The sequence below is a fragment of the Nitrospira defluvii genome, from assembly GCF_905220995.1.
In the GTDB taxonomy this organism is placed as follows: Bacteria; Nitrospirota; Nitrospiria; order Nitrospirales; family Nitrospiraceae; genus Nitrospira_A; species Nitrospira_A defluvii_C.
On the sequence record NZ_CAJNBJ010000019.1, the window covers coordinates 1 to 17,013 of the forward strand.

At 59.3% G+C, this 17,013-nt stretch carries 19 protein-coding genes; 11 read left to right on the plus strand and 8 right to left on the minus strand.

Features of this window, described 5'->3' with window-relative positions; translation table 11 throughout:
• Nucleotides 1–451: 451 nt before the first annotated feature.
• Both KJA79_RS20050 and KJA79_RS20055 read left to right on the plus strand, forming a co-directional pair.
• Nucleotides 452–1,696 (plus strand): dicarboxylate/amino acid:cation symporter, encoded by a 1,245-nt coding sequence (locus KJA79_RS20050; protein WP_213043873.1) that lies wholly within the window; start codon nt 452–454, stop codon nt 1,694–1,696.
• 82 nt (nt 1,697–1,778) lie between these two features.
• On the plus strand, nt 1,779–2,468 hold the full coding sequence (locus KJA79_RS20055; RefSeq protein ID WP_213043874.1) for a DUF2959 domain-containing protein: 690 nt from the start codon (nt 1,779–1,781) through the stop codon (nt 2,466–2,468).
• Between the two features lie 23 nt (nt 2,469–2,491).
• Here KJA79_RS20055 and KJA79_RS20060 read toward each other — a convergent pair whose 3' ends face one another.
• Complete coding sequence (locus KJA79_RS20060) at nt 2,492–3,196, minus strand: hypothetical protein (protein WP_213043875.1); 705 nt, start codon at nt 3,194–3,196, stop codon at nt 2,492–2,494.
• A gap of 320 nt (nt 3,197–3,516) precedes the next feature.
• Here KJA79_RS20060 and KJA79_RS20065 point away from each other — a divergent pair, with 320 nt between their 5' ends.
• A complete protein-coding gene (locus KJA79_RS20065; protein WP_213043876.1) occupies nt 3,517–4,224 on the plus strand; it encodes a phosphatase PAP2 family protein in 708 nt (235 codons plus the stop codon).
• Nucleotides 4,225–4,565: 341 nt separating this feature from the next.
• Here KJA79_RS20065 and KJA79_RS20070 read toward each other — a convergent pair whose 3' ends face one another.
• The 6 genes from KJA79_RS20070 to KJA79_RS20095 form a co-directional block, all read right to left on the minus strand.
• Nucleotides 4,566–5,726 (minus strand): SGNH/GDSL hydrolase family protein, encoded by a 1,161-nt coding sequence (locus KJA79_RS20070; RefSeq protein ID WP_213043877.1) that lies wholly within the window; start codon nt 5,724–5,726, stop codon nt 4,566–4,568.
• Between the two features lie 900 nt (nt 5,727–6,626).
• The gene (locus KJA79_RS20075; RefSeq protein WP_213043878.1) at nt 6,627–6,890 is read right to left on the minus strand and encodes a hypothetical protein; all 264 of its coding nucleotides are present in this window, start codon (nt 6,888–6,890) and stop codon (nt 6,627–6,629) included.
• Between the two features lie 21 nt (nt 6,891–6,911).
• Nucleotides 6,912–7,217 (minus strand): hypothetical protein, encoded by a 306-nt coding sequence (locus KJA79_RS20080; RefSeq protein WP_213043879.1) that lies wholly within the window; start codon nt 7,215–7,217, stop codon nt 6,912–6,914.
• A gap of 460 nt (nt 7,218–7,677) precedes the next feature.
• On the minus strand, nt 7,678–8,856 hold the full coding sequence (locus tag KJA79_RS20085) for a YncE family protein (protein WP_213043880.1): 1,179 nt from the start codon (nt 8,854–8,856) through the stop codon (nt 7,678–7,680).
• A gap of 83 nt (nt 8,857–8,939) precedes the next feature.
• On the minus strand, nt 8,940–9,290 hold the full coding sequence (locus tag KJA79_RS20090) for a carboxymuconolactone decarboxylase family protein (protein WP_213043881.1): 351 nt from the start codon (nt 9,288–9,290) through the stop codon (nt 8,940–8,942).
• A gap of 32 nt (nt 9,291–9,322) precedes the next feature.
• Nucleotides 9,323–10,144 carry a class I SAM-dependent methyltransferase gene (locus KJA79_RS20095; protein ID WP_213043882.1) on the minus strand — a complete coding sequence of 274 codons (822 nt, stop codon included), beginning with the start codon at nt 10,142–10,144 and terminating at the stop codon, nt 9,323–9,325.
• 195 nt (nt 10,145–10,339) lie between these two features.
• Between KJA79_RS20095 and KJA79_RS20100 the strand changes: the two genes are divergently transcribed.
• From KJA79_RS20100 to KJA79_RS20130, 7 genes are all read left to right on the plus strand, one after another.
• Nucleotides 10,340–11,362 carry an AraC family transcriptional regulator gene (locus KJA79_RS20100; protein ID WP_213043883.1) on the plus strand — a complete coding sequence of 341 codons (1,023 nt, stop codon included), beginning with the start codon at nt 10,340–10,342 and terminating at the stop codon, nt 11,360–11,362.
• A gap of 235 nt (nt 11,363–11,597) precedes the next feature.
• Entirely contained in the window at nt 11,598–12,026 is a 429-nt protein-coding gene (locus KJA79_RS20105; protein WP_213043884.1) for a thiol-disulfide oxidoreductase DCC family protein, read from the plus strand.
• A 28-nt stretch (nt 12,027–12,054) separates the two neighbouring features.
• Entirely contained in the window at nt 12,055–12,573 is a 519-nt protein-coding gene (locus tag KJA79_RS20110) for a metal-dependent hydrolase (protein WP_213043885.1), read from the plus strand.
• Between the two features lie 140 nt (nt 12,574–12,713).
• On the plus strand, nt 12,714–13,454 hold the full coding sequence (locus tag KJA79_RS20115; protein WP_213043886.1) for an MBL fold metallo-hydrolase: 741 nt from the start codon (nt 12,714–12,716) through the stop codon (nt 13,452–13,454).
• Between the two features lie 191 nt (nt 13,455–13,645).
• A complete protein-coding gene (locus KJA79_RS20120) occupies nt 13,646–14,134 on the plus strand; it encodes a VOC family protein (RefSeq protein ID WP_213043980.1) in 489 nt (162 codons plus the stop codon).
• Nucleotides 14,135–14,189: 55 nt separating this feature from the next.
• Entirely contained in the window at nt 14,190–14,807 is a 618-nt protein-coding gene (locus KJA79_RS20125; RefSeq protein ID WP_213043887.1) for a hypothetical protein, read from the plus strand.
• 80 nt (nt 14,808–14,887) lie between these two features.
• Nucleotides 14,888–15,169, plus strand: coding sequence for an antibiotic biosynthesis monooxygenase (locus tag KJA79_RS20130; protein ID WP_213043888.1), 282 nt, complete (start codon nt 14,888–14,890; stop codon nt 15,167–15,169).
• A gap of 192 nt (nt 15,170–15,361) precedes the next feature.
• Here KJA79_RS20130 and KJA79_RS20135 read toward each other — a convergent pair whose 3' ends face one another.
• Nucleotides 15,362–15,799, minus strand: a complete 438-nt coding sequence (locus tag KJA79_RS20135) for an NUDIX hydrolase (RefSeq protein ID WP_213043889.1) — start codon at nt 15,797–15,799, stop codon at nt 15,362–15,364.
• A 437-nt stretch (nt 15,800–16,236) separates the two neighbouring features.
• On the opposite strand from KJA79_RS20135, the gene KJA79_RS20140 reads away from it, so the two are divergent.
• Nucleotides 16,237–16,923 carry an LbetaH domain-containing protein gene (locus KJA79_RS20140; RefSeq protein WP_213043890.1) on the plus strand — a complete coding sequence of 229 codons (687 nt, stop codon included), beginning with the start codon at nt 16,237–16,239 and terminating at the stop codon, nt 16,921–16,923.
• Nucleotides 16,924–17,013: the final 90 nt, after the last annotated feature.

The window sequence follows — 17,013 nt, forward strand, 5'->3', positions numbered from 1 at the left end:
GAGCTCCGGGACTCCGGTACCCGCCTGGGCGTCCTTGAGCACTGCAATGATCTGTTCCTCCGTGTGCCGTTTCCGCGTCATGGCCCCCTCCCGTAGGGCCCATCTCAACACAGGTGAACTTCCAAACTAATGGTCTAGTTTTCGGGGGGAAGGTCACGACCACGCGCAGGAGCCACCACCAGCCACCGCTTCCCGGCAGATAGGCCGTGAGAAATGTGAGAGGAATCCCGATTAACGGAATCGCTAGCCAGAGGGTTTCAAGGAAATCATTTCCGGTCAGAGTCGATGGTCCGTTCTCGCCAACAGGAGAGTTGCTCCCTCCATCCATTTCCCCTTCCGCTGAATCAGATCTGCTACTATCCGCCACAAGTTATACGGCGACACCTGAGCTGGCCTCAGCAGCCCAGCTTCGCATTCTCTGAGAAACAGGAACACATCGGAGTAACAGTTTGTGGACGACAATGCCCTGGAGAACACAGCCATCGTCACCCCTTACACAGGCCTGGTTGCACGATGGCAGCAGATTCCGCTGTATGGACGCATCATCATCGGTGTGGTACTGGGCGGCGCGGCGGGGCTCACATTGGGAAGCCAGGCCGCCTTCCTGGCGACACCCGGCAAACTGGTGCTGCGCCTCCTCGGCGCGCTCGCCCCGCCGTTGATCCTTGCCGCGATTGTGCACACGTTCATGACCACGCATCTCGGCGGTCCACTTGCGGCACGTCTTCCACGATTGCTGCTGATGAATACGTTGGTGGCGATCACCGTTGGACTGACCGTCGCCAACGTCGTTCAACCAGGGCGAGGTGCGGGGCTCGCGCCCTCAGAGCCCGCCGTCGAAACCACACATACGGCCAATCCACTCGTGGCGTTTATCGAGAATGTGCCCAAGAGCCTGCTGGGGCCGCTGGGTGACGACGGGAAAGTGATCGGGGTCATCTTCGTCGCGGTGGCCTTCGGTATGGCCCTTCGCAAGGAACGTCACCGCCCGCTTGGAACGGTTGAGCATCTGGTCCAACTTGTTTTGGACTCGCTGATCAAGATTTTGCACTGGATCATTGCGGTGGTGCCCCTGGCCGTCTTTGGTATCGTGGCGAGCATTGTAGGAACGGAGGGCTTCGCGCAGTTCCAGGCATTGGGCGTCTTTGTGCTCAGTGTGCTGCTCGCGCTGACGATCCAGGCCGCCTACTATCTCGTCCGCGTCCGCTTCGGGTCGTGGGTGCGCCCGGGCGACCTGCTTCGCGGCGGACGCGACGCGCTGGTCATGGCGTTCTCCACGGCGAGTTCGACGGCCACGATGCCGGTCACCTACGCGGCGCTCAAAGATCGCATAGGCCTGCGCGAACAGTCTGCCAGCATGGGCGCATTGGTCGGGGCGAATTTTAACAACGACGGCACCGCGCTCTACGAAGCCATGGCTGCCCTCTTTATCGCTCAAATGATCGGGATGGATCTGAGCATGCACCAACAATTGATGATCGTGCTGACGAGCATCATTGCCTCGGTCGGCGCAGCCGGCATTCCCGAAGCCGGTCTCGTCACCATGACCATGGTCTTCACGGCCGTGGGCCTCCCCGTACAGTTCATCCCTGTTTTGCTCACGGTGGACTGGTTTCTCGATCGCTGCCGGACGGCGATCAATGTCATGGGTGACATGAATGTGAGTTGCCTGCTGGATGGGAAACAGAAGGGATGATCGACAAGGATGCGGAAGGAGCGGTACAGTACCGCAACGTATGCTTCACTGGATTGCGACATTCATTGAGAAGGATGGCACCATGAACTGTTCGACGCCTTTCCGCTTCCCCGGCTTCCTCTCGCTTTCGCTGACTTCGGCCCTGCTCCTCGTCGGCCTGGCCGGATCGGGATGCCAAACCGCCTATTATGAAACGATGGAAAAACTCGGGTACCACAAGCGCGACCTCATGGTGAGCGACGTGAAGAAAGCCCGGGATGCGCAGCAGGAGGCGAAGGAACAATTCAAATCCGCGCTCGATCGGTTCACCAAAACGCTCAACATCCAGGGCGGTGAACTACAGGAGAAGTACGAGGTCTTGAACGACGAATACGAACGCAGCGAAAAGCGTGCACAAGCCGTGCGGGATCGCATTGCGTCGGTGGAGAACGTGTCCGACGCGCTCTTCGATGAATGGACGGCCGAACTGAAGCAGTATTCCAACGCCGCGCTCCGCCAGAAGAGTCAGAAACAACTCACCCAGACGCGCGGTCAATATGCGCAGTTGATCAAGGCGATGAAACGGGCGGAAGCGAAAATGGACCCGGTGTTGGCGAAGCTGAAAGATCATGTCCTGTTCTTGAAGCATAATTTGAACGCCCAAGCCATTGCCTCGCTCAAGAGCGAATTGGTCACCGTCGAAAGCAACGTCGATTCGTTGATCAAGGATCTCAACGCCTCGATTCAGGAAGCGGATTCCTTTATCGCCTCGATGGAAAAGGAGAACGCCTAAACGTTCGTACGTCCGGCGTCTGCTCAGTGATGAGCGTGGCCGCGGCCTCGCCGACCGGCTGCCCGGAGAGCGGCCAATAGCGTCACGCCGGTACCGAATAACAGGAGTGCCGGCGGGATGGGTACAAGCGAGAGTGAGGTGAGCTTACCCTCCACAGAACCAAAGCCCAGAATGTTCCCCAAGGCATCTCGATTCGTAAAGGCAAAACTCGCTGACCGTTGCGCGAATGCACTGAGACTCGGAGGAGTGCTTGGCAAGGTGTCGTTGCTAAACACGCTCTGAGACGGATCGATCACATCAATACGCATTTGCCGGAATTGCCAGCCCGCAACTTCAGGCCCTGTCCCGAAGGCCGACAGTGAATACCGGTCCTGGATCGCTCCTTCATTGTTGAAGACAAATATTCCATCACTTAGACCGATCGGCTGCTGAGAAGGTACGATGGCTTGCCCCGCCATGTTCACGCTGAAGGATGTGAGTCCACGATAGACTCCCGTGCTGGGTGAGGGCACCACATCCGACGTTGTCGTGTCGAAGGTGTATGTCCCAACGAAGGTGTGCCCGGGGCTAAAGCCTCGTGCCGTCCCAAGCGTCGCCGTAACAGTGGAAATTTCGCCGGTAAAATAAAACGTCACGGGGGCCGCCCCTACTGACAGGACACGCACTCCCGTCCACAGCAGGGCACAGGCCACACCCACGATCATTCTGAACAACATGTGGTACGACATGGTCAGCACATTCCCTTGTAGAGACAGACACAAAGAACCCCTGTGCTCGCCCTCGCCCAATGTGCAGCGTCGGCACCCTTGTAGCACTTACTACGTACCCACACAAGAGATTTTATCTGCCCCGATCCGGCAATGCTTCAGTTCAAGGGTGTGGCTTCAGGAATTGAAGAACGTTTCCGTACCACCTTCCCATTAGACATTTACAATCACAGTCCGCCTCGCGTATGTTGTCCCTCCCGGGCGAATGGCCGCGTGCCCTGATTTCAGCCGATTACGTACTTTCTCTTCATCAACCGAGCAGTGCACGTTATGATGGGCGGATGAACAGCTTCGATCACGCTATTCTCGGATTCTTCAATCAGTTCGCCCAGCACTCCTGGACGATCGACAGTCTGATCATGACGATCAGCGACAGCGACCTGCTGAAAGGGTATCTCAGCCTGCCGCTGCTCTGGTGGGCCTGGTTTCGCGGGCCCCGGCAGGAGGAGGATCGCCAAACGGTCTTACTCACCATCGTGGGCGCCCTGTCGGCGGTGGCGGTCGCCCGCCTGCTTCAACTCACCCTGCCCTATCGACCCCGACCGATTCACACCGCCGGCTTGCAGTTCACGATCCCCTATTCGATGCCCGCTGATTTCCTGGAAGGGTGGAGTTCGTTCCCCAGCGACCATGCCTCGCTGTTTTTTGCCCTGGCCACCGGACTGTGGCTGGTCTCTCCGGTGATCGGCCTGTTCGGATTTCTCCACGCGGCCTTGCTGGTCTCTTTTCCCCGCGTCTATGTCGGCCTCCACTTTCCGACCGATATCCTGTCGGGAGCGCTGCTGGGGGTGACCGCGGTGGTCATCATCTGGAAAAGCCGCGGCCTGGTCCGACCGTTACTCGACGACATCCTGAAGTGGAGCCACTCCAGCCCGCACCTGTTCTATCCCGCATTGTTCATATTGACCTCTGAAGTGGCGCACCTTTTTAAGGACTCGCGTTGGCTCGCCGAGAATCTCTGGCACCTCGTCAAGGCCGCTCATCACTGAGTGTCTCTTTCTCTGTCTCCTCATCCTTTTCCACTCCAGGTTCTTGTCACGCTGTGACCGATGCACGTCACCCGACAGCCGGGAGGTGACACGTAGCTTCCTTTGCCATGCGAGGTCGGCCGGTCTTGCCGCTTGGTTCCACCGAGAGAAGGCGTAGAAACGATCGCCGTCCTTCCGCATGAGGAAGGTGTTCCATTGTCCATGGTCGACGCACCTGAACGGCTCTGTGGGAATGCGTGAGGAGCAAGACACGATGTGGCGGATCCGGATCACAAGCGCGCACCTTCACCGATCCCTCTTTCCTCTGAACGTGATCCATACGGGGGCGAGAGATCGCGCTGCTACCTGGCGCGATCGATCCTTCCCGATGGACCAACGGATGGCTTCGGCACGGTTGTCCTGGGCGCGCTTGTCAGCAGCTGTTCGCTCTGAATCGTTCGAGCAATGAGTTCCGCCATCAGACTGTGTCCAACGCCGTCAAGATGCATCGTGTCGAGGAACATGGATGGAAGAAATTCCGATCGATCCCCAAGGTTCAACACCCTCACGCCCTGACGAGCCAGTACAGCCTCGGTCCTGGCACGAAATTGCCGATAGTCCTCCTCGCGATTTACATCGGGCTGCATGACCGCAAGAAACTGAAAATTGAACGCGCGGCCAAGCTGGTGCATTTTGCCGAGGTTGTCGGCATACCGGATAGCGGCGAGATCCAAAGGTTGCGATTGCATCTCCTCGCGCCTAAACCAAGCCGCCCAGAGACCGATTCGTGACTGTCGTATGCGAGAGACGAGTCTCGGGAACAAGATCCGCGGAAGACCGGAGAAGCGGGTGAAGAGCGAGGAGTCACTCAACTGCGCCGATGCGACCAACTGGTCCTCGATCTGATCGAACCCGTTCATCCCAAGCAGACGTGGGTCACCGACTTCGAGGCGCTTATAATAGTCATTCCACCCGTCCAAGGCGATGACAAGATCAGGATGCGTATCCACTAAATCGGTCAGCAAGTACGTGAGTTCCTGTCCGGAACCGTGCCCGATCACCGCGGCATTGATGACCTCCGCATTCAGAAGTTTCGCAAGCTTGGACGCAACCGTCTCACTGTCGCTCTCAAGGCCCGTCCCGAACGCCGTGGAGCCTCCGATCAAGACCACTCGTCCGTGCGTGTCGAGGGGTCTATCGCGTCCGTTTCCCCGAAAACCGTGATCGTCGGTTGAAAAGTAGTCGGAGCGCTGATTGGGCAAATTGGAGTAAATCGCAAACGGGTGCAACGCCAGTTGTAATGGGCCCTTGTGTTCATACCCAAGGTCACGCCCGTCATGGGTCACAAAGTGCCACCAGTAGTAGGGCTTGAACTGCTTCGACAACTCCGCCCACTTGTTGGCATGATCCTTTTCGAGGACATGCTCCACGAGGCAGAGAAGGCAGAGACAGAGTCCAGAAAGGACTACGAATAAGACGAGGGCGTAAGAGAGCAGAGTGACGGGTCGGCGCGAGTCAGCCATAGACATCACATACCGGAACACAGCTCATTCACTCCCTACAAGGCAAACTATATACCTGCCTGGGCTATGCGGATTTGTTCTGTATTGCAACAGTGACGCTGATTATTCGAGCGCACTCGCACAGGTCGCTCCGTGCGCAAGCAGACATACCAGTCGATACACTCGCACCTTCCCCGCAGAGGAGATGGCGCGCCGGTTCCGGCTAGCTTGTGCCTTGTAGGTCCCTGGCGGACAAACGGCCTCCTCCTGCTGCTTCCCCCCGAGAGGCCGTAACCTTGCTGATTTGGGAGACAGGCAGGGCGGGACGGTGTGGCACTAAACCTGGATCGAAGAAATCGGCTCTCTCAGATCGTTCAAATAGCCTCTGGTTCACAGCCACCACGTCAGATGGCATAAAAAGCCTTCCACGACCAGGCAAGACCGATAGCCTAGCGATCAGACGCAACCAGACAACCCGCGTCTGCTGGTTGGGGGAAGGGGACCGATGAAACGGAAAATGTGGCTGTATGGGACGGCGGTGACGGGTGGCATCCTCTTGGGTGGGTGCGCGTCAGGGTCGTCACCCACAAGCGGGAGGCATGAGATTCGGATCTCAATTTTACATTCGGCCTTCCGGCAATCAGCGTGCTGTCCGCCGTTCTCGCGTACCTTAAGCCAGGCAAACCCTGGCGCTAGGGACTGCGCGCATCAGCGCACAAGCGACCTGGATGCTGCTCATCCCGAGTCCCGGTATGCTCTTGCCGCTCGAGATCGTGATGTTCGACATCATAGCCCTGCCCTCGATCCTGACCGCAAAAATGGGAGCCCTTCTGGCCCGACAGGGCAGGACCGAGACCTGATCGCCTGTTCGCTTGACGTGCTTTCCTGACGAGGCGAACCGGTGCCGGGACCTGTGTCGGGCTAGCGTCTGGCCGCTTTCCGTACCAGTTCCTTCTTGCCCCGTGGCAGATGATACTCGCACATCAACCGGCCGAAGAAATCTGCGCCTTTCAAGCGAGCGAGTTCAGCCGGGATCGCGACCTCTTTCAGCGACTGCCCTTTCATCGGCTCGATCTGCACATGCACCGGCTTGCCCTTGTGATCCTTCCCGGGAGTCAGGAGGCCGCCCCCCACGATCGCACCTTTTTTGTTTGTCAGCACATGCATGGTTCGTTTTGCGTTCACGTGCAATCTCCTCTGGAAGGCTTAGACGTTCCCCCCACCCTGAATCGTAAAATGCGCCAGCTCTTCACCGATGTTGGTCACGGTCACCGAATAGACGATCGGGCTCGGTGAGCCGGGGCGCCGGCGAATGGGCTTCTTTTCCTTAGTGTGCTCGCTGACCATGAGCCGCACCGGATTAATCCCGACGCCATCAGCCATGATCCACTGAGCGCCAACATCATGCCCGCCCCATTCCACTTCGTTGATCAAGCCTCCGAGGGCCAGATGAATACGGGTGGATTCACCGGGCGCCAGCCAGAAATCTCCGACCTGATTGAATGCCATCATGGGCCTCCCTATAAACGTTCGGGCGCATTATAGCGAACAGCCAGATCATGGGGAATCGGATTTCCGGCAGCGAGTGGATCTGAATGTACGGGGGAACGGCTTGGGAGGCTGCGGGCTCGGGGGCGACGGCCAACTGTCATATTCGGGAGTGTCTGTGCACGGCAAGGAAACAGGAAGCGCCCTGTCCGAGCATCCTGGTCCGGCAGAGGCCTCCTACCCCGCATGAGTCATACTTGCTTCCGCAGCACTCGCCGCTCCGCTGCTGCGAGGAGCCTTCGGCCGGCGGAATCACCCCTCAGCCCGACGATGGGGGACGAACCCTCATGAACAATGCGGGCTACGAAGCTGCTGGTCGCTGACTCATGTTCTCCCTCACGGTTCCCGATCGGGGAAGAGTACGGCGGGAAATCGGAATCCCGCCGCATTCTTTGCGCTTTCCTTACTCAGACACTCCCCCGCCCTACCGGTTCGTAACCAGGCTGGCCTGCAGGTCGCCCGGGTGAGTCGGCAGCAGCATGATGCAGTTGGGATTAAACCCCTGGGCCTTCAGGGTGTCGATGCTCCCGAGGACCCGGTCCTCCTTCAGGTCGATCACCGTGATGGACCCATCGCTCATACCCTCCAAATTGAGGAAGCTGTTCTGGACGAACAGGTACCGTTCATCCGGCGACAGCACGCTATGGTGTGCGCCGCCCGCAGCGGCGATCGTCTTGAGAAACGTCGGGTGCCGGGGATCGCTGTTGTCGTAGAGATTGACGAACCCTGGTTTGGCCGTCGTGACGAACAGGCGGTCTCCCTTGGCGTTATAGAGCATTTCGAGCGGCATGCCCTGCTGGCGGGGGCCAAAGTCATCGACCTGATGGAACGAAAAGGTCTTGCTCGTCGGCTCCCACACCCCGGCCCACAACGTTCCTTCGAGCATGTTGGTGATATGCACGACAGGAGGATTCGCATTGGGGCTGAACATGACTTCGACAGGCGCAGCTTTGGCCGGAGAAACCTTCGATGACACTGTGTGGGTCGAGAGCACTTTCCCGCTGGCGGCCTCCAGCACCGTGATCGAATCACCCGCATCGGACATATCCGGCTTGACGGTACTGGTCACGAGGACGCGATCGATGCCGTTGTGAATGGCGATCCCGTGCGGATACCGGATCGTGGCGAGAGACGGTGCGGCGGCGCTGACCGCTTTGATCGGCTGATCGAGGAGCGCATCCCCCATGATGACGTTGTCCGAGCCCATGCAGGTGAGGTACCAGGTCCGATTGTCCTCCGACACGGCGAGATCCTCCCCCATCTGACAATCCGGCACGTCGATCGCGCGAAGCCGATAGGGAAAGACTCTGAGATCCACGACGTGCAACAGGCGTTTCCCCAATGCCGTGATATAGGCCTTGCTCCGGTCGCGATTGAAGAAGATGTGATGCGCGACGAGGTCGGACGGCAACGGAATTTCCATCAGAATCTTCCCGAAGTTCCCCGACTCGGGATCGATGTCCATGATCGCAATCCCCTCCCGTCTCACCGGCTGGTTCGGCTTGCTCTCATAGTTGAGCAGAGCCAGGATTTCCGCCGATGCCAGCGTGGAGCAGGCAAGCAACAACCCCAGGGTCAACGCAAACAATCGATATGGTTTCATGGTGGCCTCCTTATCCATCATCGATATTCCATTCACTGTGTCCCGGCGGATGGCGGATCGATTCTCCCGACCCGTCAGCCCCTTCATATTCCCTTCATCGCATGGGTGCCGTGCGTGATCGCCCCGCCCGCTCGCAAAGCCGCTGCCACGAGCACGGATTCGGCGATCTCCGCCTCCGACGCGCCATACTCCCTGGCCTTGGTCGTATGCAGTTCGATGCAATAGGGACATTGCGTCGTGAAGGCCACGGCCATGGCCATCAATTCCTTGTACTTCACCGGAATCGCGCCGGCCGCCAGCGCGGCTCTATCAAACACCACGAACGCCTTCATCGCCTCGGGAGCATGCGTCGCCAGACTCTTCATCTTCTCCAGATTCGTCATGTCGTACAGGCCCGTGTTCTGATCCATCTCGGTTGTGGTTGCGTTGATCATGGTACGTCTCCTTTGGATAAACCATTCAGGGTTCAGGCTCGAATGCCGATGACTTCCAGATATTCGCCGTACACCGCCGTGCAGTCCGGCCCTGCCTGGTTGTGGGCAGTCCAGAGCGTGTCCAGATCCCGGCGCAAGTGCGCCTGCCCCTCGGCGTCGAGGGACGCAAAGGCACGGTTAATCGGTCCGTAGTAGAGCCGGAAGAATTCCACGACCTCCGCAGGAGAAAACGGATAGCTGAAGAGATACTGTCGCCTGGTCAGGCTCAGCGTGGATAATCCCTGTCCAAGACGCTCTTGCACCGTGGATTCATTCCCCCAGAGCACCGGTGAGGGCATGCCGGACGGCCCGATGAATTTCGCGACGTTCTTGAACATCTGTCCGACGAATCCCTCCGCCGTCCAGTTCGCCATGGCGAGGATCCCCCCGGGGACGCAGACCCGCAACAGTTCCTTCGCCACCAAATCAGGCCGCGGGGCAAACATCGCGCCGATCAGGCTTGCGACGACGTCGAAGCTGGCCGCTTCAAACGGCAGCGCTTCGGCATCGGCGACTTTGAATCGGGCGTTCACCCCTTCGGCACGAGCCCGCGCCTGCGCCCGCTCCACCCAATTGGCGGCGATGTCCACCCCCGTCACCTCCACCCCATCCTTGGCGGCCAGCAACGCGAGTTGGCCGGAGCCACATCCCACATCCAGCAGTCTGCTGCCCGGCGCAATCTGAAGCCGCTCATAAAACTCCCGTGCGCCGCCTTCCATGTAGCGCGAAAATCGATCGTAGTCCCCTGCCGTCCAAATAGTATTGAGACGAGTCTTCAGCCCGTCCATTTCCGGTAGCACCGTGTTCGTCGTCATGGCCTCCTCCTTCCTGTATGTCCTGCCTGTCGGTTTCCGACGCCGCGTCCCGTCTGGTCGCACTATAGGACAGAGGCTGGTTCGAGTCTTATCAGGGCGTCTGGCTCTCTTATCAGGAGCATGCTAAGCTGCAGGTCGTTTATCCGGGCGTCCGGATGGCTTTGCTCAGCATCCGGCCTCGCCGAGGAAATTCCTATGGACGTGTTGTCCGAAGTCCTCAAGGCCGTGAAACTCGACGGCGCCGTGTTCTTCCATGGTGAATTTGCCTCGCCCTGGTGCGTTCGAGAGCCCGACGCCGACACCATGGCGGCGTACCTGCCGACCCCATCCGGTCACATCATCATTTTCCATCTGCTGCTCGAAGGACAGGGCTATGTCCGCCTCGAGCATGAAGATCGCGCCGTGCCGTTGACGGCGGGCGACATCATCATCCTCACGCACGGGGATGTGCACTGTATGGGAAACGGGCCTCCCGTCCCACCGATGGACACATCTGAGCAACTCCGGCAGATCCTCACAGAAGGACGCATACTGTCCCGACTCGCCGGTGGCGGTGAAGTCACGAAACTGATCTGCGGGTATTTGACCTGCGACGCGCAACTTTGCCGCGTCGTCCTCGCCGGGCTGCCTGCGATGCTCAAGGTGAATATCCGGGATACCCCGTCGGGCCAATGGCTGGAAAATACGCTCCGCTATTCGGTCGATCATGCGGAAGCCTCCGGCCCCGGAGGCGCGGCGGTCATCGCCAAGTTATCCGAAGCATTATTCGTAGAGACGTTGCGCCGCTACATTGCGCAGCTACCGCCAACCCAGACCGGATGGCTGGCCGGGGTACGCGATCCGGACGTGGGCAACGCGCTGGCGCTCCTGCATCAACAGCCGTCTCACCCCTGGACCATCGCGACGCTCGCCGCCGAAGTCGGAGTCTCCCGTTCTGTGCTCGCCGAACGATTCCAACATTTCCTGACAGACACCCCGATCGGCTACCTCACCCGCTGGCGATTACATCTCGCCGCGAAACTCCTCACCTCCACGTCCAAGAGCGTGGCTGAAGTCGCGGGCGATATCGGCTATGAGTCGGAACCTTCCTTCAACCGTGCCTTCAAGCGTGAGTTCGGCCTCCCGCCCGCACGCTTCCGAAACCAAGCCAAATCGCCCGCGCGCCCTGTCATCAGTCGCGGCGCCGCCGTTCGGTTGAAATCCACCCAGGCGACATAAGCCATCCCTCGGGCAAAGTCACCCGGGTACGGGTTTCAGGCGCCGGGATGCAGGGAGAAAGCCCCTCCTGTCGGCTGGAGTATCGGAACGGCTCGCCGAAGTCGGCCAAGGCACAACGGAACTGCCCCCGACAGTCGAGTGACAGGACTATCACCCCGGCTTTGATTCTCCAGTGGAATTCTTCCACACAGCAACTCACAATACCGTGTATGGAACAACCCGCTGAAGAAACACGATGACGACGATCGCTCCCGGCACGCACGAATGGGCGGCGCTCGAACGGCTGATTGTCTTCGACGGCCTGTGCAAGTGGTGCAACGCCTGGGTGACTTTCATCATGGCACGCGACCGTGGCCGGTTTCGCTTTGCCACGTTGCAGTCCGACAAGGGGCAGGCGCTGCTCAGGTTGTTAGGATTGCCCATACAGGACTTCGAGACGTTTCTGTTGCTGGAACGGGGTCAGGTGTTCACGAAATCCACTGCGGCGCTGAGGATCGCGAGGCGACTCTCCGGCGGATGGCCGTTATGCGCGCTCTTGGTCCTGGTACCCCGGTCGCTACGGGACATCGTGTACGATTACGTGGCGCGTCACCGTTACCGCCTCATGGGCAAGAGCAAGGCCTGCCGCATCCCCACCGCAGAGGAACGAAGCCGGTTCGTGTAACGATTCGTCGCATCGAGGGAGATGTCGCATGGATATCGTATCTCATGGTTTGTGGGGTGCATTGGCCTTCGGTCGCAAGAGCCGTACGAGTTTCTGGCTGGCGTTCGGCATCGGATTAGCGCCGGATCTGTGTTCGTTCGGCATCCTGTGGATCGCCGCCACTCTGGGTCTGTCGCCGAAGCCAGATTTCAGCCATGGCACACCGCCGGAGTCCACCATTCCAGCCTATGTGCATCATCTCTACGATGTGACGCATAGTTTCGTCATTTTCCTCGCCGTCTTCGCCCTACTCTGGCTGTTGCTGAAGCGCCCGATCTGGGAGCTCGGGGCCTGGGGACTGCACGTGCTGGTCGACATTCCGACCCATTCGTTCGCCTTTTTCCCGACACCGTTTCTCTGGCCGCTCTCCGATTGGAAGTTCGACGGGTGGCAATGGAGCCAGTCAGCCATTCTCGTTCCGAATTTCACGCTGCTGTTGCTGCTGTACGGTTGGTTCCTGTTGCAGCAAGGGCGACCCGTGCTTAAGCCTGAACGGGTACGCGAATAAGTCGACCTGACCACACACGCCTGTGATGTCCGGCTCCCGCTCGCTCCTCGCCCCACCATAAAACCATGGACCAGACCGACACCGCCGCCCTACAATGCGCAGGTTCTTCGCATGCGCACCCTTTCAGACGGAGACCATCCATGGCAACAAGCCAGACCTATACCGTGACCATTCTGCTGGACGTGAACGAGACACAAGATGTCGACGATCGGGCGGAAAGCCGCAGCTATATCGTGGCGGATCGTGAGTCGAGCCAGGCCGTCCTCATCGATGCGGTGATCGAGAATGTCGAACGTGATGTGCGAATCTTGAAGGAGCTTGGTCTGACCCTCCTCTACGCAATCGAAACCCACGTGCATGCCGACCACATCACCGGGGCTTCGCTCATCAAGGATCGCACCGGCGCGCAAATCGTGTATGGCGGTGGCGCAGCCGACGCAGTCATCGGAGCCGATCTGTTTCTCCACGAAGGGCAGGAACTTCGCTTCGGCCACAGCGTACTGAATGCGCTGGCGACGCCCGGTCACACGGACGGCTGCACCAGTTACGTCTTGCCTGGAGCTGTCTTCACCGGAGATGCGTTGTTTATTCGAGGCAATGGCCGGACGGATCTTCAAGGGGGCTCCGCGGCCACGCTCTTCGAATCGGTACGCCGAAAACTCTTCGCGCTGCCGGACGACACAGTGGTCTATCCCGGCCACGACTATCATGGCAGGGTCTCCTCTACCATCGGCGAGGAAAAGCGGTTCAATGAACGACTGAACCTCTCGATCGGAAAGGACCGCTTCGTCGAATTAATGCACAGCCGAAACCAGCCGCGGCCTGCCAAGATCGATATTGCCATCCCGGCGAATCTGAGAGCCGGTCGCGTGGCGCGATGAGGATGAGCGGCTTGATCGCACCCCTCCCCCCGTGACAGCTTGCCGAGACACGATCGCCCGATCCCTTCGGTACAGCGCCCATGACCCGATCAGGTCGTTCGGCCTCGATGTCGATTTCCCGTCTCTCGTTCGACTACATGGTAGAAGCCCATACCAGGACCATCCACCCCAATGTGTTGGAGGGACCACCCATGAACCGGATTACCCCTTGCCTCTGGTTTGATCACCAAGCCGAAGAAGCTGCGACGTTCTATGTGTCGATTTTCAACAACTCGAAGATGGGCCCCATCACGTACTACGGGGAAGCGGGCGCACAGGTGTCCGGCCGGGCACAGGGGTCGGTCATGACGGTGACATTCGAATTGGACGGCCAGGAATTCGTGGCACTCAACGGCGGGCCGCGTTTCACCTTTTCCGAGGCCATCTCCATGATGGTGAAATGCCAAACCCAGGCCGAGATCGATGAGCTGTGGGCAAAACTGTCGGAGGGCGGAGAAGAAGGCCCCTGTGGGTGGCTGAAGGATAGGTTCGGCCTCTCCTGGCAAATCGTATCGCCGGACTGGAATGACATGTTGCGCGACAAGGATGCCGCCAGGGCGGAGCGGGTCATGCAGGCGATCTTAACCATGTCCAAACCCGATCTTGCGGCGATCAGACGAGCCTATGATCAACCATCGTGACGGGATGGGCGGCCGTCTCTTGACTGGGGACGCCCGACCGGCGATAGTGCGGAGCATGCTGTCTGTTCACCAGACCCGCCTGCGTCTACGCGTGTTCCCTGTCCTGCTCGCCTTCGTGACACTGGCTCTTTCCGCCTGCGCCTCCTCGCTCGATATGTCGAGCAGACGGCTGCCGGCACCCGACCCCGACTGGGGCATCGTCATCGGCTCGGTACTGGTGCGGCAGACTGACGTGGGCTCCACCCCTGGAGCAGCGGCCGACGATCGGTCCGCGAAGTACGCGTTCGATGTGGTGCAGATTCAGCCGACGGACCCGAATGGAGAAACCTTCTCGGCCGCCCGCTACCATATCGACACCATAGCCGGTCAGGAACGCCCGTTCGTTTCCCGCCTGCGACCGGGACAGTATCTGATGAAGAACTTTCATCGGACGGGCACGTCCGGCACAGGAGGAGACCTCAATCTGATCTTCGAGAGCCAAGCAGGCCGCGTCGTCTATGTCGGCCGGGTGCTTGTCGAAGTCCCATCAGAGCCGGCGTACGGCAAAGAATATCGTTTTTTCGTGCAGGACGCCCACCAAGCGACCTACGCCACACTCGCCCCCCACCATGGCCAACTGACGCAACAGGCCGTCACCGCACCCATGCGGATTCGCCCGGGCGACACCCGTTGAGAGACTCTGGCTCGACGTCGGTCCTCCCCAATGAGCACAACCTCCTGCCACCCTAGCAACAGCGAACGGAAGGATATGACATGCCACATGTGTTGATCATTCATGAGGTCGAAGCCTACCCGGCGTGGAAAGCCATATTCGACCAGGCGGCCGACATTAGAAAGCGCGCGGGCGAGATCTGCTACCAACTCCTCCGCCATGACCACGATGCCGATACGATCGTGCATTTCTCCGAATGGTCCTCGCTGGAGCAGGCGCGTCGATTCTTCGAATCCCCGGAATTGGTGGAGATCAGGAAACAAGCCGGGGTCAAATCCCCCCACTTTCTCTACCTGCACGAGATCGAACGAGGTGTGTTGTAACGATACCAGCGGACCGGAACCGTGAACTGACGCTCGAACCACCAGACTGTCGATGCGATCAGTTCACTCTGACAGCTGCCACCGCAAGGTGCCGCAGGTGCCCCCCTGCCCGCTCATCACCAATCGATACAGAACTTCCCGTTCAATCATCCACGCCAGGATCGGAACATCTTGCGACTCGTATCGCGCGAGCTACTGTCCGCCGCACAGCGTGTACGCCATTGCCGCGACTGTCGGAACGCTGGCGCTCAGAGGACGCTCGCCAGACCCGATAGTCGCGATCTCGAACCAGGCTGCATCCGACACATCATCGGCCGGCTCCACCACCCCGGAGATCCAGTCGCAGAGCACCGCAATCAATACGTAGTGGAACCGCAAGGAGCCTTGCGCGTCGCGATCCAGCACGTCGAGGGCCGTGATCACCTGATTGGGGCTGACGAGCAGCCCGGTCTCTTCCTTGACTTCCCGCGCCGCCGCAACCCGAAGAGTTTCGCCCAGCTCAATTTTGCCGCCCGGAAATCCCCACTTGCCTGCATCGGGTGGATTGTTTCTTCTGACGAGCAGCACCTTTCCTTCTCGCACCACCACTCCGATGACGGCCGGAGTGGGACGTATCAACGAAGATTCCATCCGTTATGCCTCCTCCCTCTTCATGGTGTCACACCCCTTCCCTTACCCTCCACTGTGCAACCCGGCCTGACATCCCCGGAACTGTGTGGAAGGGAACCGGTACGATACCAGAAACGCATCAATCCGAAACCGCTCAAGAAGGGCGCGTTGGTTTGTGGCGGAGACGACTGCTCGGGAGCAAGGAGAAGGAGGTCTTCTGGATCGAGGGCACGACGAGACGCTTCAAGGCGGTCGACACGATGCTACAGTCTGCTGTCGCCCTGTTGCCGCTTGGTGCGATGCACGGGTTGGCGCTTTTCCCCCGCCGCGCGTTCAACTTCACCCTCCGCGCTTGTGAACATCCTCGCTATATCCTACAATGCACCAGATGGCGACAATCGCCACATTCCTACAATACAACCCATACTGGTATTCCTTTACCCGAAAGAGCCTGATCCATGTCTCACTATTTGAAACTCTCCCTCTGTCTGAACGTCACTCTGCTGGGCTTCCTCCTGACCGGCTACGTCGGCCCCAGTGTCAAGACGACCTTCATGCCTGAAGTGGAGGCACCGGTGATCGGGAAACACACGAGAATCCACCCGCTCGGCATCGTCATCGGCTCGGTCACTCTTGGCGAGCGGGTGTTCGTTGCGCCGGCCGCCTCGGTCCGGGGTGATGAGGGACGGCACATTCATATCGGCAACGATAGCAATGTGCAAGACGGAGTCGTGGTCCATGGCTTGGAGACGTTCGAGGGCGACCATGAACTCCCGGAGAACGAAGTCGTGGTGGATGAGAAGGCCTATTCGGTGTACATCGGCGATCGTGTGTCGCTGGCCCACCAATCCCAGGTCCACGGACCGGCCAGGGTCGGCAACGATACCTTTGTCGGGATGCAGGCGCTGGTGTTTCGCGCAGAATTGGGCAACCGTGTCGTCGTCGAACCCGGAGCCAAAATCATCGGCGTGAAGATCGCCTCGGGCCGCTATGTTCCCGCGCTGTCCGTCGTCACAACGCAAGACGTGGCAGATAGTCTCCCGCTCATTACGGATCGTTATCCGTACAGGAATCTCAACGAGGGCGTCGTGCGAGTCAATGTGCAACTCGCTGAAGCCCTCCAACCACAGGCCATCGCGCGATAGAGGCCCAGGGGACACGATGGCCGGGCGCCTGCTGCGGCCGGGATCACCGAATAGGTGTCCGCCGGTCTGATTTCCTCTTTGCAAGGTCGC